The organism is Schaalia radingae, from assembly GCF_900106055.1.
GTDB lineage: Bacteria > Actinomycetota > Actinomycetes > Actinomycetales > Actinomycetaceae > Pauljensenia > Pauljensenia radingae_A.
Genome location: NZ_LT629792.1, coordinates 1,512,079 through 1,534,672, shown reverse-complemented (window position 1 = coordinate 1,534,672; position 22,594 = coordinate 1,512,079). Strand labels below are relative to the sequence as shown.

At 60.6% G+C, this 22,594-nt stretch carries 20 protein-coding genes; 14 read left to right on the top strand and 6 right to left on the bottom strand.

The window, feature by feature from the left end:
- Nucleotides 1–38 precede the first annotated feature (38 nt).
- The 6 genes from hrpB to BLT69_RS06760 all read right to left on the bottom strand — a co-directional run bounded on the left by hrpB (nucleotide 39) and on the right by BLT69_RS06760 (nucleotide 9,142).
- Nucleotides 39–2,669, bottom strand: a complete 2,631-nt coding sequence (hrpB, locus tag BLT69_RS06785) for an ATP-dependent helicase HrpB (RefSeq protein WP_092649115.1) — start codon at nucleotides 2,667–2,669, stop codon at nucleotides 39–41.
- A 13-nt stretch (nucleotides 2,670–2,682) separates the two neighbouring features.
- The gene (locus tag BLT69_RS06780) at nucleotides 2,683–3,579 is read right to left on the bottom strand and encodes an aldose-1-epimerase (protein WP_092649114.1); all 897 of its coding nucleotides are present in this window, start codon (nucleotides 3,577–3,579) and stop codon (nucleotides 2,683–2,685) included.
- A 123-nt stretch (nucleotides 3,580–3,702) separates the two neighbouring features.
- Nucleotides 3,703–4,584: a pyruvate formate-lyase-activating protein gene (gene pflA / locus BLT69_RS06775; protein ID WP_058236998.1), complete on the bottom strand. Its 882-nt coding sequence runs from the start codon at nucleotides 4,582–4,584 to the stop codon at nucleotides 3,703–3,705.
- 146 nt (nucleotides 4,585–4,730) lie between these two features.
- Nucleotides 4,731–4,982: an autonomous glycyl radical cofactor GrcA2 gene (grcA2, locus tag BLT69_RS06770; RefSeq protein ID WP_058236997.1), complete on the bottom strand. Its 252-nt coding sequence runs from the start codon at nucleotides 4,980–4,982 to the stop codon at nucleotides 4,731–4,733.
- 56 nt (nucleotides 4,983–5,038) lie between these two features.
- Nucleotides 5,039–7,135, bottom strand: a complete 2,097-nt coding sequence (gene pflB / locus BLT69_RS06765) for a formate C-acetyltransferase (protein WP_092648687.1) — start codon at nucleotides 7,133–7,135, stop codon at nucleotides 5,039–5,041.
- 264 nt (nucleotides 7,136–7,399) lie between these two features.
- Nucleotides 7,400–9,142: a pyruvate dehydrogenase gene (locus BLT69_RS06760; protein ID WP_070726417.1), complete on the bottom strand. Its 1,743-nt coding sequence runs from the start codon at nucleotides 9,140–9,142 to the stop codon at nucleotides 7,400–7,402.
- Nucleotides 9,143–9,405: 263 nt separating this feature from the next.
- Here BLT69_RS06760 and BLT69_RS11080 point away from each other — a divergent pair, with 263 nt between their 5' ends.
- The 14 genes from BLT69_RS11080 to BLT69_RS06695 all read left to right on the top strand — a co-directional run bounded on the left by BLT69_RS11080 (nucleotide 9,406) and on the right by BLT69_RS06695 (nucleotide 22,591).
- Nucleotides 9,406–10,713 (top strand): homoserine dehydrogenase, encoded by a 1,308-nt coding sequence (locus BLT69_RS11080; protein ID WP_257590280.1) that lies wholly within the window; start codon nucleotides 9,406–9,408, stop codon nucleotides 10,711–10,713.
- Nucleotides 10,714–10,716: 3 nt separating this feature from the next.
- The gene (gene thrC, locus BLT69_RS11075) at nucleotides 10,717–11,829 is read left to right on the top strand and encodes a threonine synthase (protein ID WP_257590279.1); all 1,113 of its coding nucleotides are present in this window, start codon (nucleotides 10,717–10,719) and stop codon (nucleotides 11,827–11,829) included.
- Nucleotides 11,830–11,977: 148 nt separating this feature from the next.
- A complete protein-coding gene (gene thrB, locus BLT69_RS06750) occupies nucleotides 11,978–12,922 on the top strand; it encodes a homoserine kinase (protein ID WP_070726485.1) in 945 nt (314 codons plus the stop codon).
- A 269-nt stretch (nucleotides 12,923–13,191) separates the two neighbouring features.
- On the top strand, nucleotides 13,192–15,057 hold the full coding sequence (rho, locus tag BLT69_RS06745; protein ID WP_257590435.1) for a transcription termination factor Rho: 1,866 nt from the start codon (nucleotides 13,192–13,194) through the stop codon (nucleotides 15,055–15,057).
- A gap of 174 nt (nucleotides 15,058–15,231) precedes the next feature.
- Nucleotides 15,232–15,444: a 50S ribosomal protein L31 gene (gene rpmE / locus BLT69_RS06740; RefSeq protein ID WP_058236992.1), complete on the top strand. Its 213-nt coding sequence runs from the start codon at nucleotides 15,232–15,234 to the stop codon at nucleotides 15,442–15,444.
- Between the two features lie 83 nt (nucleotides 15,445–15,527).
- Nucleotides 15,528–16,631 carry a peptide chain release factor 1 gene (gene prfA / locus BLT69_RS06735; protein ID WP_092648684.1) on the top strand — a complete coding sequence of 368 codons (1,104 nt, stop codon included), beginning with the start codon at nucleotides 15,528–15,530 and terminating at the stop codon, nucleotides 16,629–16,631.
- Complete coding sequence (gene prmC / locus BLT69_RS06730) at nucleotides 16,624–17,532, top strand: peptide chain release factor N(5)-glutamine methyltransferase (RefSeq protein ID WP_070726427.1); 909 nt, start codon at nucleotides 16,624–16,626, stop codon at nucleotides 17,530–17,532. Before prfA ends, prmC begins: the two co-directional genes overlap by 8 nt.
- 4 nt (nucleotides 17,533–17,536) lie before the next feature.
- Nucleotides 17,537–18,196, top strand: coding sequence for an L-threonylcarbamoyladenylate synthase (locus BLT69_RS06725; RefSeq protein ID WP_070726430.1), 660 nt, complete (start codon nucleotides 17,537–17,539; stop codon nucleotides 18,194–18,196).
- Between the two features lie 12 nt (nucleotides 18,197–18,208).
- Nucleotides 18,209–19,351 carry a glycosyltransferase family 4 protein gene (locus BLT69_RS06720; protein WP_092648683.1) on the top strand — a complete coding sequence of 381 codons (1,143 nt, stop codon included), beginning with the start codon at nucleotides 18,209–18,211 and terminating at the stop codon, nucleotides 19,349–19,351.
- Between the two features lie 2 nt (nucleotides 19,352–19,353).
- Nucleotides 19,354–19,881 carry a hypothetical protein gene (locus BLT69_RS06715; protein WP_092648682.1) on the top strand — a complete coding sequence of 176 codons (528 nt, stop codon included), beginning with the start codon at nucleotides 19,354–19,356 and terminating at the stop codon, nucleotides 19,879–19,881.
- Nucleotides 19,882–20,024: 143 nt separating this feature from the next.
- Nucleotides 20,025–20,924 (top strand): F0F1 ATP synthase subunit A, encoded by a 900-nt coding sequence (atpB, locus tag BLT69_RS06710; protein ID WP_092648681.1) that lies wholly within the window; start codon nucleotides 20,025–20,027, stop codon nucleotides 20,922–20,924.
- A gap of 43 nt (nucleotides 20,925–20,967) precedes the next feature.
- Nucleotides 20,968–21,174 carry an ATP synthase F0 subunit C gene (atpE, locus tag BLT69_RS06705; RefSeq protein WP_092648680.1) on the top strand — a complete coding sequence of 69 codons (207 nt, stop codon included), beginning with the start codon at nucleotides 20,968–20,970 and terminating at the stop codon, nucleotides 21,172–21,174.
- A gap of 5 nt (nucleotides 21,175–21,179) precedes the next feature.
- On the top strand, nucleotides 21,180–21,764 hold the full coding sequence (locus BLT69_RS06700; RefSeq protein ID WP_092649113.1) for a F0F1 ATP synthase subunit B: 585 nt from the start codon (nucleotides 21,180–21,182) through the stop codon (nucleotides 21,762–21,764).
- A complete protein-coding gene (locus BLT69_RS06695) occupies nucleotides 21,764–22,591 on the top strand; it encodes a F0F1 ATP synthase subunit delta (protein WP_092648679.1) in 828 nt (275 codons plus the stop codon). The genes BLT69_RS06700 and BLT69_RS06695 overlap by 1 nt, the downstream gene beginning before the upstream one ends.
- Nucleotides 22,592–22,594: the final 3 nt, after the last annotated feature.

Sequence of the window (22,594 nt, the reverse complement as noted above, 5' to 3'; positions counted from 1 at the left end):
GCGAACCCTCGGCGTTCAACAACCGCCGTTCAACAATCTCAGCGGGATCGCCCTCGTCCCTTTGCGCGCGAGCTGGGAGTAGCCGACAGGGGGTCTTCAGGCCAGGCATGCTTCGTGTACCGGCCGCGAAGCTCGGAGCGAACCTGTTGGTAGGGACCAGCCCAAAACGACGCAAGATCGGAAGTGATCGCCACCGGACGACCGGCCGGATCGGTTAGGTGAATAATCAGCGGAACTCGGCCGTCGACGAATCTGGGCGTAGACGTCCACCCGAATGCTTCCTGGACTCGCAGCGTGAGCGTCGGCCCGTTCTCAGTCCACTCAATGCGCCGACGTGCTCCCGTTGGAATCTCAATATCGGGCGGAGTCAGTTCATCCAGTCGCGCAGCCTGAGGCCAGGGCAACAGTGAACGCAACAGTCGCATCGTATCGATGCTGGTCAGTGGTTTTCCCGAAGCCAAGGCAGGTAAATCCTCAGCTCCCCACTGCGGAAAACTCGAGGCCAATGCTGCATCCGACACATCCGGCCACGGATCTGTGACAGTCTCGTGGAGCGCTGCCATGCGGGCACGCAACTGCACGGCGGTCGGTGTCCACGTCAGCGCTGACATTCCGTGCTCATTCAAGACCTGCGCCATGAGATCTTGAACAGTCTGCGGCGGCAGCGTCCTGAGTGACCGTGACGCGAGTCGAATAGCACCCAGCATGGTGGCCTGTTCGCCGCGAAATCGCTGTGCTGCCGGATCATACCAGGCGCGCGTGTCCTCATGGACAAGGGCGCCCGCACACCCCAGCGCATCATCCTCGCTGAGGGGGAGCGCCGCCCGGATCAGCGCGGTTGAACTGCCTGACGGCCGTGTCATGTCGCTCACCGCCAGCCACTGCTGTCCGGCGAGGGGACTGGTGGCGGGCAGGGACGCTCCCAGACCGGACACCGACTGGTAGGACAAGGGAGAATCGCGGCGCCTACGCATGATCCACTGCGGGTGAGCGGTGGCCGCGACGAGGGCAAGCTGGTCATCACGGCTGAGCTGGTCTGCAGGTGCGTGGCGCGACATGTCGGCAGCGTATCGACCCATGAGGCGTGTCAGTCGCGCCGACTGGTCGCGTATATGCGACCACTCGGCGTGCGAGGAGTGGCGCAGACGGCGCACGCTGGCAGCAAGATCGGCGTTGTCACAGCGAATCTGCTCATCAATGATCGCAACACACTCACACGCGGCCTCCACCCCGATGACCGGCGCGCAGGCTGCCAGTGCGTGAGCAAGCGAGGGTGCGACCGGCAGTCGCGCAATCATCTCGCCATGAGGTGTGGGCGCGCCCTCAGTGTCGAGCGCCCCGATAGCGACCAGCGCCTCGCGAGCAGCCTGGACATTGCCCGAGGGTGGCTGATCCATCAACGGCAAGTCAGCAAAGTCGCGCACGCCCCACACCGCGCACTGCAACAGTGCATCAGTCAGATCAGACTCCACGATTTCCGGGGCCGGGGTCTGCCGGCGGCGCGCCCACTCATTTTCCGCGCAGCACCGCACCGCCCAGCCAGGGCCGAGCCTGGCTGCACGCCCTGAACGCTGGACCATCTCAGCTCGTGACGCTGGCACTGTGACCAGGGTGGTGACACCGCGTGCCGGGTCGATGGACGGGTGGCGAGCCAGCGCAGAATCAACAACGACGCGCACTCCGGGAACAGTCAGTGACGATTCAGCGATCGACGTGGACACGATGACGCGTCGCCGTCGCTCGCAGCCCTCAGGCACAGGTGTCAGGATACGGTCCTGCTCGGCCGCTGACAGAGCAGACAACAGAGGCACTATCTCCACGTCGCCCCGCAGACGCGCACGCAACTCATTAATCAGCATGCGGATCTCGCGTGCACCTGGCACAAAGACCAGGACATCTGCGCTGGTGCGCTGCACAGTCTCATCGACAACGCGACCCATGTGAGCCAGGAATTCTCGACTTACTCCCACTCGGCCACTGCCACCGACAGGTGCGAGAGCAGAAACGCTCGGTGCGGCAGGCGCCCACGACTGCTCCAGTGGAAACAGCACGCCCGGCGCCTCAATCGTCATGACATCTGCGCCCTCGCACTCGCAGGCGTGGGTGCGGACGAAAGTCAGTGTCGGCGCCATATCCAGCGTTGCCGAGGTGAGGAAGATCGTCAGATCCTCACGCAGTGTCTGCCGTACATCGAGCAGGAACGCCAGGGCCAGATCAGAGTCGAGCGCACGCTCATGGAACTCGTCCAGAATTACGGCACTCACTCCCGGCAAATCCGGATGAGCCTGGAGGCGGCGCACCAACACGCCAGGGGTGACCATCTCGATACGCGTGTGCGGGCCGACGGCGCGCTCGCCGCGCACCGTAAACCCGACCGTTTCCCCCACACGCTCACCCAGCAGGGAGGCAATTCGTCGGGCGGAAGCGCGCGCAGCCATACGTCGCGGCTGCGTGCAGACCACCGTGCCGCTGACGCGCGCTGCGACAGCGGGCGCAATGAGCGTCGTCTTACCGGACCCGGCGGTGGCTGACACGACGGCAAACGTCCCCGGGTGCGCGGCGCGCGTCACCTGATCGAGGACTGACACGATAGGCAGGTCCGGTGGATGTGTGATCAGATCAAACAGCGATCGCCGGGGCTCGCTGGCACTCGACCCCGGATCCGTCACAGTGTCAGTGTGCTCACTCGACGAAGTCAGCACTGATCATGAACGTCATCGAGTAGTCCTCGCCCGGTTCCAGTACGATCAGGTCGATCCCGGAATTGAACGCATCAGGCGGGCAAGTCATCGGCTCAACAGCGGTGGCGATACGTCCCTGCTGATCACCGGAGTACACCTGAACCCACGGCGCGTCAGAGGTGACCGACACGGATGAGCCACCCTCGTCACACAGGCTGACTTGCCACGTGCCGTCGGGCAATTCGGTGAACGCGTGATCGACCGACTGGCTGCCGATGAGCCGCCCGGAGCGGAAATCCAGATCCAGATCTTCCACATCCTTCAGGTCGACGGGTGCCAAACGCTTATCGACATCGAAAACCTTGCCGGCCGGAACCGTCAGCGTCATCGCGTCGATCGACTGCTGACCGATCGTGATGTAGGGGTGGTGTGAGCAACCATAGGGGGCAGGTTCGCTGCCCACATTCTTCGCGTAGATCGTGATGCTCAGGCCGCGCTCCGCGCTCAGTGCGTACGTCACCGACAGGTCGAGGGCGAAGGGGTAGCCGTATTGCGGCGGCAGGAATGTGCTCATGGTCGCTGAATCAGAATCGGAGTGTACGACGGTCCAGTCGGTCCAGGACACCAGCCCGTGCAGAGCTGCCCCGGTTTCGATTTCGTTTCGCGGCACGTCCATGCGCTCACCGTTCCACGTGTACGTCGCCTCGGTGATGCGGTTGGGCCACGGTGCCAGCGTTTTGCCGAAGTAGCCCTTCGTCAAAACGTTCGGGTTGAACGGAAGCGTGACATCGCGGCCGTTGAACGTCAGGGAAGCAAGAGCCGCTCCCACCGACACCACGTGAGCGGTGTATGCGCCTGCGCGCAGAGTAATATCGTGTCCGGAAAGTGTGCGTGTCATCGTTCCCACCCATCTGTGCTGGCAATCGTCATAGATTTCTTCCAGTGTAGTGGCTCGAGGCCGCTGCGCTGACACCCCGAGCGCGGGTGACGGAACCCACGCCAAGGGTGGCGCGAGGCACTGCTACATCACCGCTGCAATATCGAAGCGGCGCAGCTGCTCGCGCACCTTATCCACGTGCTCCACACTCGGGGGCTTGACGTCCTCCAGCGTGTACGTCATCCCCAGGTTCTTCCACTTGTCAATCGCCATCTGGTGGAACGGAAGGACTTCCAGACGGGACACGTTCGGCCACTTTTCGACGATCTGTCCCACTCGGTCGATGTTGTCCGGATCGTCGGTCAAACCCGGCACCAGGACGAAACGTACCCATACTTCGGTGCCGTGCTGAGCCAGGCGATCCCCGAAACTGATGGTGGGTTGCAGGTCGCGGCCAGTGACCTTTCGGTAGGTATCAGGATCACCGGACTTCACGTCGAGCAGCACCAGGTTCGTGTCCTCGATCATTTCATCAGTTGCCATCGCACCCAGGAAGCCGGAAGTGTCCAGCGCCGTGTGAATACCCATTTCACGGGCGCCGCGCAGGATGCGTGCAGTAAAAGCAGGCTGCATCAGTGCTTCGCCGCCCGACAGCGTGATTCCGCCGCCGGTGGTACGGAAGATTCTGCGATAGCGCTTAATGCGGCGCAACAGTTCATCGGACTCGATGGGCTGGCCGTCGCGCATATTCAGAGTGTCAGGGTTGTGGCAGTACAGGCAGCGCAGCGGGCACCCGTTGAGAAAAATCGTCATGCGGGTACCAGGTCCGTCCACCGCGGTCACGAGTTCCCACGAGTGAATCGACCCGAGTGTTCCTTCGCGCATACGGCGCAGACGATCTGTTCGCTCAAGGTCGGTCAGCTCCTGCAGGCCGGCTGTGCCCGCCCCGGCCATCCGATTAGCTGGCGGCTGAAAATCCTGGTCGCCGAGCAGCTCAATAGCCACTGGCTGTGACTGTGTCGTCATGTATGCACCTCCTGCCATAAAAAGCGCTTGGCTGCCTGCCATCGTTGAATCGATCGGCAGGCAACCAAGCGGCACGTTTCAGTTTTCTGATCGTCGCATTGCGGTGTCATCGCGCAGTGCCGAGGACGCCCTCGTACCTGCGGGGATCAGGCTGAGTGGTGGAACGTACGGGACAGAACATCCAGCTGCTGCTCGCGGGTGAGCTTCACGAAGTTCACTGCGTAGCCGGACACACGCACCGTCAGGTTCGGGTATTTTTCAGGATGGTCGATCGCATCTTCCAGGGTGGAACGGTCCAGCACATTAATGTTGGCGTGGTACAGCCCCTTGATGCCGCCGTTCTCCTCACGCTTGTCCTTCATGTCGGCCAGGCGCTCATCAAACGTCTTCGTTGCCATGATCTCTCCTTCTCAGGTTGTTTCTAGTATCTCAAAAGAACTGTTCGTCGTCTCAATCAGTCTTCAGGAATGAAGCCGGAATCGAGGATGCCGACCAGGTTCGTGACCTGCTCGCCCTTGTCCCGACCCAGACCTGATGGCGTGATCGTGTTGGTCAACGAAATGCCGTCAAGGGCATCGTTGTAGTCCAGTTTACCGACCGACAACATGGATGCGACCATGCCGTGCGTGTCCACACCGTTCTGCGGGTTGGCGCCCGGCGCGAAAGGTGTGCCGGCCTTGTGTCCGCAGGGGAACGCGCCGGTTGCGCGGCCGTAAACCACGTTCGAGGTAATGGTCAGCACCGACTGAGTCGGGATGGCATCACGGTACAGGGGGATCTGACGGATCTTGTCCATGATGGTGTGAACAACGGTGGCGGCGATTTCGTCTGCACGATCATCGTCGTTGCCGTAGGTCGGGAAGTCACCTTCGACCTCGTAGTCCACAACCAGGCCGGTCTCATCACGCACGGGGACGACCTTGGCGTACTTGATGGCAGCCAGGGAGTCGGCCACGATGGACAGGCCGGCGATACCGCAGCCCATGGTGCGCACGATATCCGAATCATGCAGTGCCATTTCCATCGCTTCGTAGGCGTAACGGTCGTGGCAGTAGTGGATGATGTTGAGGGCCTCAACGTAGGTGCCCACAACCCAGTCCAGCATGTCCTCGTACTTGGCCCAGACCTCATCGAAGTCCAGCGGGCCGTCACCCTTGATGGGCTCGTACTCGTCAACGATCTGCTTGCCGGTCATCTCATCGCGACCACCGTTGATGGCGTACAGCAGAGCCTTGGCGGCGTTGACGCGCGCGCCGAAGAACTGCATCTGCTTGCCCACGCGCATCGGAGACACACAGCATGCGATCGCTGCATCGTCGCCCCAGTGAGCGCGGATCTGCTCATCGGATTCGTACTGGATGGAGGACGTCTCAATCGAGATCGAGGCGCAGAATTCCTTGTAACCTGCGGGCAGGTTCTCATCCCAGAAGATCGTGATGTTTGGCTCGGGAGCCGGTCCCAGGTTGCGCAGTGTCTGCAGCAGACGGAAAGACGTCTTGGTGACCAGTGTGCGACCGTCCTCTGAGAAACCGGCATCTGACCAGGTTGCCCAGTAGGGATCGCCGGAGAAGATCTGATCGTACGCCTCGGTACGCAGGAAACGCACGATACGCAGCTTGACAACCAGGGCGTCGATGATTTCCTGAGCGTCCTGCTCGGTGATCACGCCTGCCTTGAGGTCGCGCTCGAAGTAGATATCGAAGAATGCGGACAGGCGGCCGATCGACATTGCAGCGCCGTCCTGAGACTTCACGGACCCGAGGTAAGCGAAGTAGGTCCACTGCACAGCTTCCTGCGCGTTCTTCGCGGGGCCGGAGATGTCGAAGCCATAGCTGGCAGCCATGCTCTTCAGTTTCTTCAGAGCCTTGATCTGCTCGGCGTGTTCTTCACGGTAGCGGGCCCAGTGCTCGGAGAACGGCTGATCAGCGTAGCGGTCCTTGTCAACCTGCTTGGCTTCGATCAACGCGTCGACACCGTACAGAGCGACGCGGCGATAGTCACCGATGATACGGCCACGGCCGTAGGCGTCCGGCAGGCCGGTGATGATGTGGGAAGAACGGGCTGCGCGAATACGAGGTGTGTAAATATCGAACACGGCATCGTTGTGGGTCTTGCGGTACTGAGTGAAGATCTTCTTCACGTCAGGGTTGACCTCTTTACCGGCTTCCTTGATGGCAGTTTCCACCATGCGCCATCCGCCGAACGGCATCATCGCGCGCTTGAGGGGTGAGTCGGTCTGCAAGCCGACGATCACATTGTCGTCGTCGCTGATGTATCCGGGGCCGAACGCGTCAACGTCTGCCGGTGTATCCGTGTCAACGTCGAGTACGCGCTTCCTGCGCTCCTCGGACAGGTAATTCTTCTCCAGTGTGTCCCACAGGCGCAGTGTCTTGTCTGTAGGGCCAGAAAGGAAGGAGGCGTCGCCCTCGTATGGCGTGTAGTTGCGCTGAATGAAATCACGAACGTCGATGTGCTCGGTCCATGCACCGCGCTCGAACCCATCCCACGGGTCTTCGCTGACGGATGTTGGAGCGGTCATCTGGGTGGTCATAATCCCTCTTCTCCGGTTCCGGTCCCTTCGATCTGAAGGGTTTCGGTGGCGTGGTTCGCGGCCAGCCAATGTATGTCTGTTTGACATCTGACCTTATTGTCTCTCGAAAGCGCTGGGCCTTCTAGGAGGATCCTGAATCAGGACCTATGGACTACGTCTCACTGCGCGTGGTTATGCTGACGACATTCTGAGCAATGGGACAAAAGTCCCATGACGAATGTCGCATTATGCAGTAAGCGACGAGGGAGTCCTGTCCGCGCCGGATCAGAAGCGTGGAATGTTGCGCATATTTGACGTTGCCATTGACACTGCTTCGCCGGCACCGCGGTTCAACACGATCTTCGACATGGCCGTGGCAAAGCCGAACAGCTGCTCGCCGGTAATTTCAGGTGGAAGGCTCAGCGCGTTTGGATCGGTGATGACTTCGACGAGGGAGGGACCGCGATGGCTGAGCGCCCTCGTCAAGGCATTGCGCACATCCTGAGGATCGTCCACGCGTTCAGCCTGGAATCCCATTGCGGACGCGACATCTGCATAGTGCATGTCGTGCACGTCGGTGCCGAAGTCAGGCATTCCGTCCACGAGCATCTCCAGCTTGACCATGCCCAGCGTTGAGTTATTGAACACGATGACCGTGATGGGCAGGTCATGCATGCGGGCTGTGACCAGCTCGCCGAGCAGCATTGACAGGCCGCCGTCGCCTGAAATGGAGATCACCTGGCGGTCCGGGAATGCTTCCTGAGCGCCGATGGCCTGAGGCAGAGCATTCGCCATTGATCCGTGCAGGAAGGAGCCGATCAGTCGGCGCGACCCCAGCGGATCGATGTAGCGGGCTGTCCACACGTTGCACATGCCGGTGTCGGCGGTGAAGATCGCGTCGCGTGCGGCAATCTCGTTCAGGACGTGTGCGACGTATTCGGGGTGAATCGGCTTGATGTGCTCGACCTTGCGCGTATAGGAGCCGACGGGTGCCTTCATGATCTTGGCGTGCTTCTTGAGCTGCTTCTTCAGGAATGCTGATGAGCGGCGTCCCTTGAGCTGCGGCATGAGGCTGTCAATCAATGCCTTGACATCGGCGCAGATCGGCAGGGACACGTCGGTGCGTCGTCCGAGTTTTTCGGGGCTGTTGTCGACCTGTACGGTCAGCGTGTCAGGCAGGAACTGGTTATACGGGAAGTCTGTTCCAAGCAGCAGCAGGACATCCGCATCGTTCATGCCTTCTGCAGCTGCGCCGTATCCCAGCAGGCCGGTCATGCCGACATCGAAGGGGTTGTCGTACTGAATGAAGTCTTTCCCGCGCAGGGTATGCCCGATTGGTGCCTGCAGTGCGTCTGCCAGTGCAATGACCTCATCATGTGCGCCCGCCACACCGATACCCGCGAAAATCGCGACCTTCTTGGCTTTGTTGAGCATGGTGGCAAGCTGAGCAACATCATCGGGGTTGGGGTGCAGAATCGGACGGCGAGCCGGAACGAACTGGGGTGTGGGAGCCTGCGCCTTCTGGTCAGACACGTCACCGGGAATCGTCACCACTGCGACACCCTGAGTGCCAATCGCGTGACGGATCGCAGCGTTCATGACGCGCGGAGCCTGTTGAGCGGTGGAAACCATTTCGCAGTACGACGAGCACTCCACAAAAAGCCGGTCGGGGTGGGTCTCCTGGAAGTAAGACTGTCCGATCTGCACGCTGGGAATGTGTGAGGCGATAGCCAGGACAGGCGCGCCGGAACGCTGCGCATCAAAGAGGCCGTTGATCAGGTGCAGGTTTCCCGGGCCGCATGAACCCGCACACACTGCCAGTTTTCCGGACACCTGAGCATCAGCGGCAGCGGCGAACGCGGCCGACTCCTCGTGGCGCACGTGCACCCAGTCGATACCGCCCCTGGCGGATCCTCCGGTTTTGCGCACCGCATCAACAATTGGGTTGAGCGAATCGCCCACGATTCCATAGATCCGATGTACTCCAGCTTCCACCAATTGGCTGACGAGTTGTTCTGCGACGTTCATTGCGTCTTTTTCCTTAACCGTCGAGGATCGATCTGCGAATCACCACATACATGCGGCGCATCTTTTACTGTACGCAATCTTGCTGCCATATACCTCGTGATGACGCTCACGAGGGAGCCCTCGCTCGCAGTGACGGTCACCATTGACGAGGGGCGAGCATCAACGACGCGGATCCATGTGCCGCACACTGGACACTGTCGCATCGGGCCTGTGGCCTTGGTTAGGATCACTATCGAAACGTCTGATCAATGAAGGGGTGCACGATGTCGGAACAGCCGCGCACAGTGCGAGTCGCCATCCTGGGAGCGGGAACCGTCGGCTCGCAGGTCATTCGACTGATCCACGAACGAAGCGCTGACTTGAGCGAACGATGCGGAGCGCAGCTGGAAATCTCAGCTGTCGTCGTGCGAAATGTGCACGCCCCGCGTGATGTTGACATCGATCCGGAACTGCTGACAACGGATGCGGCAGAAGCGATCGACCATGCAGACATCGTCATCGAACTGATCGGCGGCATTGAACCGGCACGTGAATACGTGCTGCGGGCCCTGAATGGTGGGGCAACGGTCGTGACCGGCAACAAGGCACTGCTTGCCGCCCACGGTCCGGAACTGTACGAGGCTGCGGCCCAGGCGGATACGGATCTGTACTTCGAAGCGGCAGTGGCTGGAGCCGTCCCAGTTGTCTACGGTCTGCGTGAATCGCTGGCAGGTGACAAGATCAGCCGTATTGTCGGCATCGTCAATGGCACGACGAACTTCATCCTTGATTCCATGCTCAACGCACACGCCAGCTACGAACAAGCCCTTGCCGACGCGCAGAAACGAGGCTACGCGGAAGCTGACCCCACTGCTGATGTCGAAGGGTATGACGCTGCCGCTAAGTGCGCACTGCTGGCCTCTCTGGCGTTCCATTCACGCGTATCCATGAACGATGTCAGCGTCGAAGGCATCTCGCAGATCACCGCTGACGACATGATGGAAGCGGCGCGCACCAATCACGTGATCAAACTGCTCGCCGTGGGTGAGCGTTGCCTCGACGATCTGGGCAATGAAGTGATCAACGCGCGCGTTCATCCGGCCCTCGTGCCGACAGGACACCCACTGGCCACTGTCGACGGCGTGTACAACGCCGTCATCATCGAAGGCGAATCTGCCGGACGGCTCATGTTCTACGGGCAAGGCGCAGGCGGTGCGCCAACTGCCTCAGCGGTATTGTCCGACCTGGTCGCCGGGGCGTCCCACCGTGTGCACGGTGGCCATGCTCCGCGCGAATCCACCTACGCGCATCTGCCGATCATTGAACAGGGCATGACACGCACCCGCTATCAGCTTCGTCTGCGTGTTCATGACGATCTGGGTGTTTTAGCTGACGTGGCCTCCGTATTCGCCCGTCACGGCGTATCCATCCACTCGGTCGACCAGCGTGACGGTGAACCGGGTGCGCAAACCACCATCGTGATCGCCACGCACTGTGCCCGTGAGGCTGACGTGCTGGCAGTAGCTGAAGCACTCCGTCAATCTGACGCCGTCATCGACGTGGCGTCGCTCCTACGTATGGAAGGTGAATAACACATGGCTCATCAATGGCGCGGATTGCTGCGTGAATACGCTGAGCGGCTCCCACTGGAAGAATCCGACCCGGTTGTCACACTGCTGGAAGGTGGCACGCCACTCGTAGAAGCTCCTGCCATTTCGAAGCGCGTCGGAGCGCGCGTCTGGCTGAAAGTGGAAGGCGCCAACCCGACTGGCTCGTTCAAGGACCGCGGCATGACAATGGCCGTGTCCAAAATCGCCGCCACCGACACCCAGATGATCGCCTGCGCCTCCACCGGCAACACGTCAGCCTCGGCTGCAGCCTATGCTGTGGCTGCCGGACTGCAATGCGTCGTGATCCTGCCCGCCGGAAAAATCGCTGCAGGAAAGCTGGCCCAGGCCATCATGCATGGTGCCCGCCTGGTTCAGGTCGACGGAAACTTCGACGACGCGCTGCGCCTCGTGCGCAAGCTGACGGAAACCTACCCTGTCGCACTGGTCAACTCGGTCAACCCCTACCGCCTACAGGGGCAAAAGACCGCCGCATTCGAAATCGTTGACGCGCTGGGCGATGCGCCCGACATTCACATACTGCCCGTGGGAAACGCCGGGAACATTTCCGCCTACTGGATGGGTTACAACGAATACGCTGGCCAGAAAGCTGTCACCACGATGGAAGAGTCCTACCGGAACCTTCCAGCCGTTGCCACACACGTACCGCAGATGTGGGGCGTGCAGGCAGCCGGAGCGGCACCATTTGTTGCCGGACATCCCATCGACAACCCGGAAACAATTGCGACCGCCATCCGGATCGGATTCCCTGCGTCGTGGGATTTCGCCTCACGTGCGCGCGACGATTCCAAGGGACTCATCACCGCTGTTCCCGACGAGGAAATCATGCGTGCCCAGCAGATCATTGCCGGCGAAGCCGGAGTATTCGTCGAGCCGGCATCTGCCGCATCCGTGGCCGGGCTGCTCCGCGCAGCTGAAGACGGACGCGTTCCGCGCGACGCACGAATCGTGTGCACGGTGACGGGCAATGGCCTGAAGGATACGAAGACGGCGCTCGCGGCCCTGCCTGACGGGGGTATGCAGGCTGAAGTCGTTGCACCCGACACGCACGAAGTTGCTGAACTGCTGGGGTTGAAGTAGCCGACGTTACCGAGGTGCACGCAGGCGCATCGCTGTGCCGTTAGTGGGCGATTCGGCGCCGTGTGCGGTCTAGACTAAGTTTCATCGCCTCATGAACGGCGGCGAGCGCCGCCCTCGTTCACCGTCAATCAATGTGTGGGAGACCATCGTGCAACTGCGTGCGGATTTTGCTCGTGTCAGCGTGCCGGCCACCAGCGCCAATTTGGGGCCGGGTTTTGACTGTCTCGGGATCGCACTGGATCTGCGCGACATCGTGTCCGTTCACGCCACTGCCGGCCCGACCAGCATTGTTGTCGAGGGCGAAGGGGCAGGCACTGTCAGCGAGGGCGACGACAACCTGATCGTGCGTGCGATGCGAGTGGGCTTGGATCATGTGGGCGCGCCGCAGGTAGGCGTGAGAATGCACTGCCATAACGTCATTCCGCACAGCAGGGGACTAGGCTCATCGGCCAGTGCCGTCGTGGCGGGACTGGCCCTGGCGCGCGAGCTGATCCGCGACGCTGAGGCGCTGGATGATCACACGATCCTGCAGCTCGCCACGCACATGGAAGGGCATCCGGACAATGTGGCCCCCGCAATCGAAGGCGGCATGACAGTGGCGTGGATGGGTGATGATGACGCTCAGGCCCTGCGATTTGAGCCCCCCGCGTCGATGACGCCCACCGTGTTTATTCCTGATTTCCCACTCGCCACGTCGAAGGCGCGTCAGGTCCTGCCCGACGTCGTGCCCTATCGCGATGCTGTTGCCAACATTTCACGTGCAGCTGTGCTGGTTGCCGTCATGTCCGACAATGCGCGCACTGTCGGCTCGGACGATGCGGATATCAGCCGCTGGCTTTTCGACGCAACTGAGGACCATCTGCACCAGGAATACCGGCGCGCCGTGATGGAGCCGTCACTGGCACTGGTTGACTGGCTGCGTGAAGCCGGCGTGGCGGCAGTGGTCTCCGGCGCAGGTCCCACTGTCATGGCGTTGAACCACGTGGATGATGACATGCGTGCGAGCGCGCAGCGGTCGGGTTGGACTGTGCGATCTCTGGCTGTCAGCGGGGATGGAATCCGAACAGATCGCCCGCAGCGTCCCAATGTGTGATTTTCCGCTCAACAATCCTCGCATTGCCACGCGAAAGATGACATAGTGGGGGGAGAAGTGGTTAAACTTTTCAGCGGTGACTGTGTTGTACAGTCATAGCCGCTGTGTCGGCCATCCTGGTACTCGTCACAAGACTTGTTCGACGTGTACACCTCCGTTTGTGTATCTTTCAACGGATTTCATCTGCCCGCATAGGGCGATCAAGTGAGGAACAATTAGTGAGCAACGATCACACTGATGGCGCATCGAATCACGCGCCATTGTCAGCCATGAAGCTGACGGAGCTGAAGGCACTTGCAGCGCAGATGGGGCTCCGCGGAGTCTCGACCATGCGCAAGGCCGATCTGGTCTCCACCATCGAAGCCGCCCGCCGCGGCAACAATTCGTCTCAAGCACGCTCAGAGCACAAACGCCCTGCCGCTGACGCCTCTGAACGCCACCAATCTGAATCGACAGGCGAACAGGCCTCGACACCGACACGGTCACGAGGACGTCGCCGCGTCGCCACTGCCGGTGCTGTCGAGCCGCGTCAATTCTCACTCGACTTTCCTGGGGCGGACTTCCAGAGCAAGCCGCTGGCTCCCAAGGGTGACGGCCACGACGAGGGTGACTCATCTGACGAGCGCCGCGAACGCAAGCCACTGGCCCGCAAGGGCAATGGTCACGGACGTTCACGCTCCAACCAGTATGACCGCAGCAACGAGGCGCGTGAGAATCGCGCGGCCGCCCTCGATGTGCGTGCTGAACTCGCCGGTGTTCACAGTGATGATGACTCGGCCGACGCCGAGCAGTCCGGTAGCGAGTCAGCTCACCGCAAACTCAATGAGATTGAACTGCCTGAAGGCGACAACGCGAACAACTCCCGTGGGCGCGGTCGCAGAGAACGCAATGCGCGCCGCCGCGGACGAGACCGTGACGAGCGCCGAGACCGCTCAGATCGTTCGGAGCGAAATTCGCGCAACAACCGCCGTCGCGACAATGAGCCGGAAATTCGTGAAGACGATGTGCTGGCACCTATCGCAGGCATCCTGGACGTTCAGGAAAACCACGCCTTTGTTCGTACCTCGGGATACCTGCCCGGCCCGAACGATGTGTACGTCACTTTGGGCAATGTGCGCCGATGGAACCTGCGCGCAGGCGATGCCGTCTCCGGTGCGGTGCGTCAGCCTCGCGAAGGCGAGCGCCAGCGCCAGAAGTACAACGCACTGGTCAAGGTGGACACCGTTAACGGAATGTCTGTCGAGGAAGCCGGCGAGCGCCGCGAATTCGGCAAACTGACACCGCTGTACCCCAATGAGCAGCTGCGCCTGGAAACCACCCCGAAGGCCGTGACGCCTCGCGTCATCGACCTGGTGGCACCGATCGGCAAGGGACAGCGAGGATTGATCGTCTCCCCTCCGAAGGCCGGTAAGACGATGATTATCCAGCAGATCGCCAAGGCAATCGAGGTCAATAACCCTGAGGTTCACCTCATGGTCGTCCTGGTTGACGAGCGTCCTGAAGAAGTCACCGACATGCGCTCCATTGTCAAGGGTGAAGTCATCGCCTCCACCTTCGACCGCCCCGCTTCCGACCACACCACGGTTGCCGAACTTGCCATTGAGCGAGCCAAGCGCCTGGTCGAGCTGGGACAGGACGTTGTCGTGCTGCTCGATTCACTCACGCGCCTGTCACGCGCCTACAACCTGGCGGCACCGGCGTCAGGTCGTATCCTCTCCGGTGGTGTGGACGCTTCCGCGCTGTACCCGCCCAAGAAGTTCTTCGGCGCAGCCCGCAACCTCAAGGAAGGCGGCTCACTGACCATCGTGGCCTCTGCCCTGGTGGAGACCGGGTCCAAGATGGACGAAGTCATCTTTGAAGAGTTCAAGGGCACCGGCAACATGGAACTGCGCCTGTCGCGCGCGCTGGCAGATCGTCGAATCTTCCCGGCCATCGATGTCAACGCCTCGGGCACTCGTCGCGAGGAAGTCCTGTTCAAGCCTGAAGAGCTGCGCATCATGTGGAAGCTGCGCCGCGTCCTCGGATCCCTTGAGCAACAGCAGGCACTGGAAGTGGTTCTGGACAAACTCAAGGAAACCCAGTCCAATGCTGAGTTCCTCATGCTGATCCAGAAGACCACGCCGAACGCTGACTAGATTACCCACCGGCGGTGCAGGTGGGTAATCTCACCTGCACCGCCGGTACATCATCTGGATCTATCGGCCGGAAAGTGGCACAATTGCAACTCGGTTCCGGTTCACCGCGTAATGCGCGATGTCGATGATTGCGCATGCGGACCCGGCGTCCTCGAATCCCGTAAGGAGAAAACCATGAAAAAGGGTATCCACCCCGAATACGTTCCCACCACGGTGACGTGCACATGCGGCAACTCGTTTGAAACACGCTCGACGATTACGTCGGGTCAGATGCGCGTGGACGTGTGCTCCCAGTGCCACCCGTTCTACACGGGTAAGCAGAAGATTATGGATACTGGTGGCCGCGTGGCTCGCTTCGAAGCCCGTTACGGCAAACGCAGCAAATAGCGTTTGACTTCAGCGCCGGTGACCCGTCAGGGCACCGGCGTCTTTGTATCGCACATCTTTTCGCCACAATCGGAGGAGCTCGCATGGCATCGGCATCACACGCAGATGAATTCCCGACGCTGCAGGCACTGCTCGAAGAGCACCATAGTGTCGAGCAGCAAATGGCAGATCCTGCACTGCACAACGATCAGGCAAAGGCTCGTAAAGTGGGGCGGCGCTACGCCGAACTGAACCGTGTTGCCGAGGCTTACCAGCGCTACTGCGCAGCCACTGATGATATGGAAGCAGCTCGTGAACTCGCTGAGGAGGATCCGTCATTTGCGGATGAGGTGACAAGCCTGGAGGAACAGACCCGCCAGGCGCACGATGCCCTCGTCGATATTCTGACGCCGCGCGACCCTGACGACGCGCTCGATGTGATCCTGGAAGTCAAGAGCGGTGAAGGCGGCGAAGAATCTGCCCTGTTCGCAGCAGACCTGGCACGTATGTACGAGCGCTACGCCACCACGAAGGGATGGTCGGTCACCGAACTGTCCTCCACGCCCACCGAGCTGGGCGGCTTCAAGGACATCACGATGGCGATCCGCGCCAAAGGCACACCCAGCCCGGAAGAAGGCGTGTGGGCTCATCTCAAGTACGAGGGTGGCGTTCACCGCGTCCAACGCATCCCTGTCACCGAATCGCAGGGACGAATCCACACCTCTGCTGCCGGCGTATTCGTCATGCCGGAAGTTGAAGAAGATGACGAAGTTGAAATCGACCAGAACGATCTGCGCATCGACGTCTACCGTTCGTCAGGGCCTGGCGGACAGTCCGTGAACACGACGGACTCGGCTGTGCGCATCACTCACATTCCGACCGGCATCGTCGTGTCGATGCAAAATGAGAAATCGCAGCTGCAAAACCGTATCGCAGCTATGCGCGTGCTGGCATCCAGACTTGCTGCTGAAGCCAGAGCCAAGCGTGAGGCTGAAGCCAGCGCACAGCGCCTGTCTCAGGTACGCACCGTTGACCGCTCGGAGCGCATCCGCACCTACAATTTCCCGGAAAACCGCATCTCTGACCATCGCACCGGTTTCAAGGCCTACAACCTTGACCAGGTGTTGTCCGGCTCCCTGGATCCTGTCATCCAGTCAGCGATCGACACTGACGAGGCAGCGCGCCTGGGCAAAGCGGGCGATGAATAGGGCACTGAACGAGCAGCTGGTGCTGCCGCGTTCAGCAACCTATACGCCACGCGAATTGTTCGCGTGGGGCAGACGCGCCCTTCAAGCAGTCAACCTGGAGGGAGCACACGCCGACCAGGATGCCCGTGAGCTGCTGGAATGGGTACTGGGCTGTGACAGCCTCGTGAGCGCCCCGGACCAGGTGGGCGCGCGCGCAGCAGAACGCTACCGCTGCGCCATCGCATCGAGGCGCACCAGCATTCCTCTGCAGCACATCACAGGTCGCATGTATTTTCGGATGCTCACCCTGCGCGCAGAGCCCGGCGTATTCGTTGTTCGACCCGAAACCGAAATGGTCGCGCAGCACGCCATTGACGCGGCGCGAACCTGCAGTGCGGATGAGCCTGTGGTGGTGGACCTGTGTACAGGGTCGGGAGCCATCGCACTTGCGGTTGCCACCGAGGTACCCGCCTCGCGCGTTCTTGCCGTGGAGATTGACGAGGCTGCCTGTCAGCTTGCCGCTCGCAATATCGCTGACATCGAGCCGGTGCGCGTTCATCTGGTACGCGCCGATGCATTATCCGCCCTCGTCGAATACGAGGGGAGGGCCGACGTTGTCGTGTCGAACCCGCCGTATGTTCCCGGCAGCGCCCACCCTACGCAACGCGAAGCGCAACTGGACCCGCCGCGTGCCTTGTATGGCGGGGGAGAAGATGGGCTGGTGATCCCACGTGGCATCATGACCCGGGCGCGCGCCCTGCTGGCTCCGGGCGGCACACTCGTTATGGAGCACGCCGAATCTCAGGCAGAGGATCTGGTGGCATACGCTACAGCTCAGGGCTTCACGAATGTGCATACGGCACCGGATTTGACGGGACGGCCCCGCATGGTTATCGCAACCGCCCCCGTCGTGGAACAATAGCCGCGTGGCACATTCGACTATTCTTCACTGTTCACATGGCATCTCAGCGCAGGATCTGCAGCGCATCCGCACGTGTGTCAACCGTGGTGGCCTCATCGTCATGCCGACCGACACGGTCTACGGGATCGGCGCAACCGCACACGACCCTGCCGCCGTCGAAGCTGTTCAACACGCCAAGGGGCGAGGACGCTCCAAACCGCCGCCGGTTCTGGTCGCAGATAATGAAGCGCTGGACGTGCTTGGCACTGACATCAGTGAGAGCACGCGTTTACTGGCGCGACGGTTCTGGCCTGGAGGGTTGACGCTGATCGTCCGCGCCCACCCCGACCTGGGCTGGGATCTGGGCGACACGGGCGGCACAATCGCACTGCGCATGCCTGATAGTGAGGTGGCGCTGTCGATTTTGCGTGAATGCGGTCCAATGGCCGTCACATCAGCGAATCTGACGGGCGAGCCTCCCGCCACCAGTGTTGAGGCGGCCGCTGCCTCGTTCGAGGATCACGTCGACCTGTATATTGACGGTGGTCCAACGGCGGGGGCGACTCCCTCGACGATCATCAATATGGCCACGGAGCAGCCCACACTGATCCGCCTGGGCGTCATCGACCCGCGCGACCTGGAAGATACGGCGGGCTGTACTTTTAAAAGTCCTGAGGACAAGTAGAGGCCGCCACCGATGAAGGTCTACCTGCTGCTCATGCTCATAGCCAGTGGTGTCACCGCGATTATGACGCCGCTGGTGCGATGGACATGCCTACGGTGGGGGATCGTGCCGAAGCTGCGTGAACGCGATATTCAGGTCACACCGATACCGCGACTGGGTGGCATCGCCATGACCGTCGGTCTGCTCATCACTTTGCTGATCGGCTCACGAATCCCGTACATGGCGCCCGTGTATTCGACCAGCATCCCGTGGGCAGTGATGGCAGGTGCTGCAGCCATGTGCGTGCTGGGTGTGCTCGATGACCTGCTGGAGCTGGACTGGCTGACCAAACTGACCGGACAGATCCTGATCGCCGGTCTCATGGCACTCCAGGGTGTTCAACTCGTTTCATTTCCCATCTTCGGCATCACGATCGGGTCGTCACGGTTGTCGCTGATTGCCACCGTGTTCGTCATGGTCGGCATCGTCAACGCCGTGAACTTCATTGATGGTCTGGACGGTCTGGCGGCCGGAGTCGTGGGGATTGGTGCGGCCGTGTTCTTCGGGTATTCCTACCTGCTGTCACGCCAGCTTGGTGCACAGTCATACGCGACAACCGCGTCACTGATCGTGATTGCACTGGTCGGGATCTGCGCCGGGTTCTTGTGGTACAACTATCACCCCTCCTCCATCATGATGGGCGGGGGAGCTGAGACGCTGGGATTGATTCTGGCTGCCTCCGGTGTCATCGTCACCGGTCAGATCGACCCCAACGTGCTGGAGCGAAGCCAGATCATCGCCGGTCTCATGCCGATTATTTTGCCCCTGGCTGTGATCGTCGTCCCCATCGGAGATCTGATGGTGACGGCAGTTCGACGCATGATGCGTGGGAAGAGCCCATTCCACGCCGACCGCTCCCACTTCCACGATCGCCTATTGGCACGAGGACGTTCCCATCGCGCCGTTGTCATGATTTTGTATTTATGGACGGCGATCATTTCGACTGCCGCATTGTCCTTGCTGCTGGTTGAATGGAATCGGACAGTGATGATTTTTGTGCCGTTGATTGTCCTAGCCACGATCCTGACCGCATCTGAATTCCCCTGGAAGATATCAGCGCGCGCACGCCCGCCACAGTCCGAGGCAGATGCGCCCGACCCGAGATCCGAAAGGTAGCCATGTCACTCGACCATGACCACACGCCCACCCGCGCAGCTACTCAGCCAGCGATGAATCGCGCCATGACAGCGCTGCGCCGGTTCATAGTGCTTGCAGGCGTCGTGATGACAGGCGGGGTCCTGGTGTGCTGGGCGTTGATGTCAACGGTCGGCTGGACGACCGCGCTGGTCAGCATCCTGGTTGTGGCAGTCCTGTGCGTCGCCGAATTCGTTGCACTGCCGCGCATGGTCGCGCAGGGACCGAATCTGTTCCTGGCGTGGATCGGCGGGGGATATTTGCTCAAGCTTGTGGCAGTGGCGGTCGCGCTCTTGGCATCGCGCCCCCTAGGGCTCAATCACCGCGTTGTCGCGATGACGGTAATCGTGACAATCCTCTCATTGATGGTGATTGAACTCGTGATTTTGATGCGTACACGCATCCCCACGGTGGTCCCAGCTGCGACGCAATCCGGTCAAGTGGCGCAAACTCGCGACCACTCCCGCACGCGGTTAGGTGAGCACGATCCGGGTGCTGACACCTCAATGTGACGTTTGTCCCGCGTATCAGGTGGTTTTGGCACTAAAGAGGGTCTGAACCCTGTTAGAGTAGGGACGCTGCAACGCTCGTGACACCACGTGTCGGCTAGCCTGTAGAGCAGTGCATGCGGATCGAAAGGAGGCCGTCCTCGGCGATGTCAACGACCCAGGTGTCCACACAGGTCACGTCACGCTCCGCTGAGCCCAGGCGACGTAGCCTTCCGCTCTGGTACTGGATTGTCACGGCAGGTCTGATTCTTCTGATAGCTCTGACAGCTATCCCTGCGCTGCGCAGCCATCCCCACAGTCCCGGTGTGACAGATTTCTTCCCGCCATCACTGTTCGGACCTGAACACGGTACGGTGGTCAACCGCCTGACACTGGCACGCATCATTGCTGCGGTGCTGATCTGCGCTCTGTTTGTTGCGGGCGCAATGAGGGCGAAGATCGTCCCCACTCGCTTCCAGCAACTGATTGAAGCATGTGCCCTGTTTATCCGCGATTCGATCTCCATCCCGATGTTGGGGGAGAAGCGAGGGCGACAGTACGCGCCACTGATCGGCGTCTTTTTCTTCGGCGTGATCGCAATGAACATCACCGGTATCGTTCCCGGTATCAACATTGCCGCCTCGTCGGTAATCGCTGTGCCGCTGGTGTTCGCAATCTTCTCCTACGTGTCGTTCATCTGGGCGGGTATCCGTACCCGCGGTGTCGGCACGTTCTTTGCTGAGCAGCTCTTGCCGAAGGGACTTCCTAAGCCGGTTTACCTGCTGATCACTCCCATCGAGTTTTTCTCAACATTCATTGTCCGCCCTGCAACGCTGGCGATCCGACTCCTGTGCAACATGATGTCGGGACACCTGTTGCTCGCATTGACGTTCTTCGGGACGTCAGCCCTGCTGGCGGCGGCAGGCTCGCTCAAGGCTCTGGCGGCCGTCACATTCGCGGCAGCCATTGCAATGACGCTTTTCGAGATCTTCGTCGCCTTCCTGCAGGCCTACATTTTTGCCACGCTGACTGCTGTCTACATCAAGTTGTCGGTGGAATCCCATTAGTCAAATACACAGCCGCTTGGCACACACAGAAAAGGAAGAATCCATGACCGGAACAATCGCCTACATCGGCTACGGAATTGCAACCCTCGGACCTGCTTTGGGTATTGGCATGCTGGTGGGCAAGACCCAGGAAGCAACCGCCCGTCAGCCTGAGGTTGCCGGCCGTCTGTTCACCAACATGATCATCGGTGCCGCACTTGTCGAAGCCCTCGGCTTGATCGGCTTCGCAATGCCCTTCGTCGTTCAGTGATATTCATGTTGCCAATGCAAGAAGCAGGAGATGCGGCGGCTGGGACGAGCGTCCTCGTCCCACCAGTGGCCGAAGTCTTTCTGTCTGCCATCATTTTGCTGGGAATCTGGCTTGTCATCGGCAAGTTTGCTCTTCCCCGCATCTACGCGATGATGGATGAGCGCGAGGAGCGCATCGAGGCCGGTCTGCATGCTGCTGAACAGGCACGTGAAGACCGTGCACTTGCTGAACGCGAACGCGAAGAGGCGTTGGCGCAGGCCAACGTTGAGGCTCATTCCATTCGCGAGCAGGCAAATGCTGACGCGAAACGCATCAGGTCTCAGGCTCGCGAATCCGCCCAGGAAGAAGCCGCCCGCATTCAGGAGAACGCTCAGCGCCAGATTCAGGCTGAACGCCAGTCAGCAGTGGTTTCGCTGCGCTCGGACATTGGTGAGCTGGCAACCCAGCTGGCCGAACGCATCGTCTCTGAGCAGCTCAGGGATCAGGATCTGTCACATCGGGTGATGGACCGCTTCCTCGATGACCTTGATGACATGTCGTTGAGCACAGCTGCGTCGACCTCCGCACAGCCGCAAGGAACGAACGCATAATGCGCAGATCAAGCCGCATGAGTGTCGATGCCGCACAGTCAGTTGTGTCGCGCATCTTGTCGCCCACGTCCTCTGAAACTGACCAGGGACTGCGTGTGGCGGAAGAACTCTTCGCTATCGCAGATATGGTCAGGGACGATTCACGCCTGGGTCGCTCATTGACCGATCCGGCGCGCGCTCGTGAGGACAAGGTGCGTCTGGCTGACGACTTGTTCGCCGCCGCGGTCACCTCTCAGACGCTCGAGGTGATTCACACTCTCGTCGAGGGCGAGTGGTCATCGTCCAGTGACATTATCGAGGGTCTGGAGCAGGTGGGGATTCACGCTCTTCTGCGTGACGCGAAGTCTCATGACGGCTTGGACCGGGTTCTGTCCGAATTGTCCGACATTCACCAGGTCCTCCTGTCCAACCGGGAGCTGCGCACGCAGCTGTCGGTGCTGGGGCGTGGATCATCTGACGATCGGGCAGCTCTGGCGGAAAAGATTTTCGGACCTCACGTCAGCGCATGGACTCTGCGGATTGTGCGCCGCCAGGTCGGACGGCTCAACAAAGGACAGCTGATGTCGCATCTGCGCCATATCGCGCAGGACGCAGCGTCCCTGAAAGACGAAAACCTGGTGTCCGTCATCAGTGCCGGCCCGTTGACAGATACTCAGATGCATCGCCTCCAGACGATGCTCAACGAGAAACTGGGCGAAACGGTCAGCATCGACATGACATACGATCCCTCCCTGATCGGAGGATTCCGAATCATCTCCGGCGACCTCGTCATAGATTCATCGATAGCAACGCGACTACGACAGTTGCACCAATCCCTCGCGCACTGATAG

Excerpts from the sequence above, each read along its gene's own strand:
- BLT69_RS06780 (WP_092649114.1), bottom strand. The coding sequence starts at position 3,579 with ATGACACGCACACTTTCCGGACACGATATTACTCTGCGCGCAGGCGCA.
- pflA (WP_058236998.1), bottom strand. The coding sequence starts at position 4,584 with ATGACGACACAGTCACAGCCAGTGGCTATTGAGCTGCTCGGCGACCAG.
- grcA2 (WP_058236997.1), bottom strand. The coding sequence starts at position 4,982 with ATGGCAACGAAGACGTTTGATGAGCGCCTGGCCGACATGAAGGACAAG.
- pflB (WP_092648687.1), bottom strand. The coding sequence starts at position 7,135 with ATGACCACCCAGATGACCGCTCCAACATCCGTCAGCGAAGACCCGTGG.
- BLT69_RS06760 (WP_070726417.1), bottom strand. The coding sequence starts at position 9,142 with ATGAACGTCGCAGAACAACTCGTCAGCCAATTGGTGGAAGCTGGAGTA.
- BLT69_RS11080 (WP_257590280.1), top strand. The coding sequence starts at position 9,406 with ATGTCGGAACAGCCGCGCACAGTGCGAGTCGCCATCCTGGGAGCGGGA.
- thrC (WP_257590279.1), top strand. The coding sequence starts at position 10,717 with ATGGCTCATCAATGGCGCGGATTGCTGCGTGAATACGCTGAGCGGCTC.
- rho (WP_257590435.1), top strand. The coding sequence starts at position 13,192 with ATGAAGCTGACGGAGCTGAAGGCACTTGCAGCGCAGATGGGGCTCCGC.
- rpmE (WP_058236992.1), top strand. The coding sequence starts at position 15,232 with ATGAAAAAGGGTATCCACCCCGAATACGTTCCCACCACGGTGACGTGC.
- prfA (WP_092648684.1), top strand. The coding sequence starts at position 15,528 with ATGGCATCGGCATCACACGCAGATGAATTCCCGACGCTGCAGGCACTG.
- prmC (WP_070726427.1), top strand. The coding sequence starts at position 16,624 with ATGAATAGGGCACTGAACGAGCAGCTGGTGCTGCCGCGTTCAGCAACC.
- BLT69_RS06720 (WP_092648683.1), top strand. The coding sequence starts at position 18,209 with ATGAAGGTCTACCTGCTGCTCATGCTCATAGCCAGTGGTGTCACCGCG.
- BLT69_RS06715 (WP_092648682.1), top strand. The coding sequence starts at position 19,354 with ATGTCACTCGACCATGACCACACGCCCACCCGCGCAGCTACTCAGCCA.
- atpB (WP_092648681.1), top strand. The coding sequence starts at position 20,025 with ATGTCAACGACCCAGGTGTCCACACAGGTCACGTCACGCTCCGCTGAG.
- atpE (WP_092648680.1), top strand. The coding sequence starts at position 20,968 with ATGACCGGAACAATCGCCTACATCGGCTACGGAATTGCAACCCTCGGA.
- BLT69_RS06700 (WP_092649113.1), top strand. The coding sequence starts at position 21,180 with ATGTTGCCAATGCAAGAAGCAGGAGATGCGGCGGCTGGGACGAGCGTC.
- BLT69_RS06695 (WP_092648679.1), top strand. The coding sequence starts at position 21,764 with ATGCGCAGATCAAGCCGCATGAGTGTCGATGCCGCACAGTCAGTTGTG.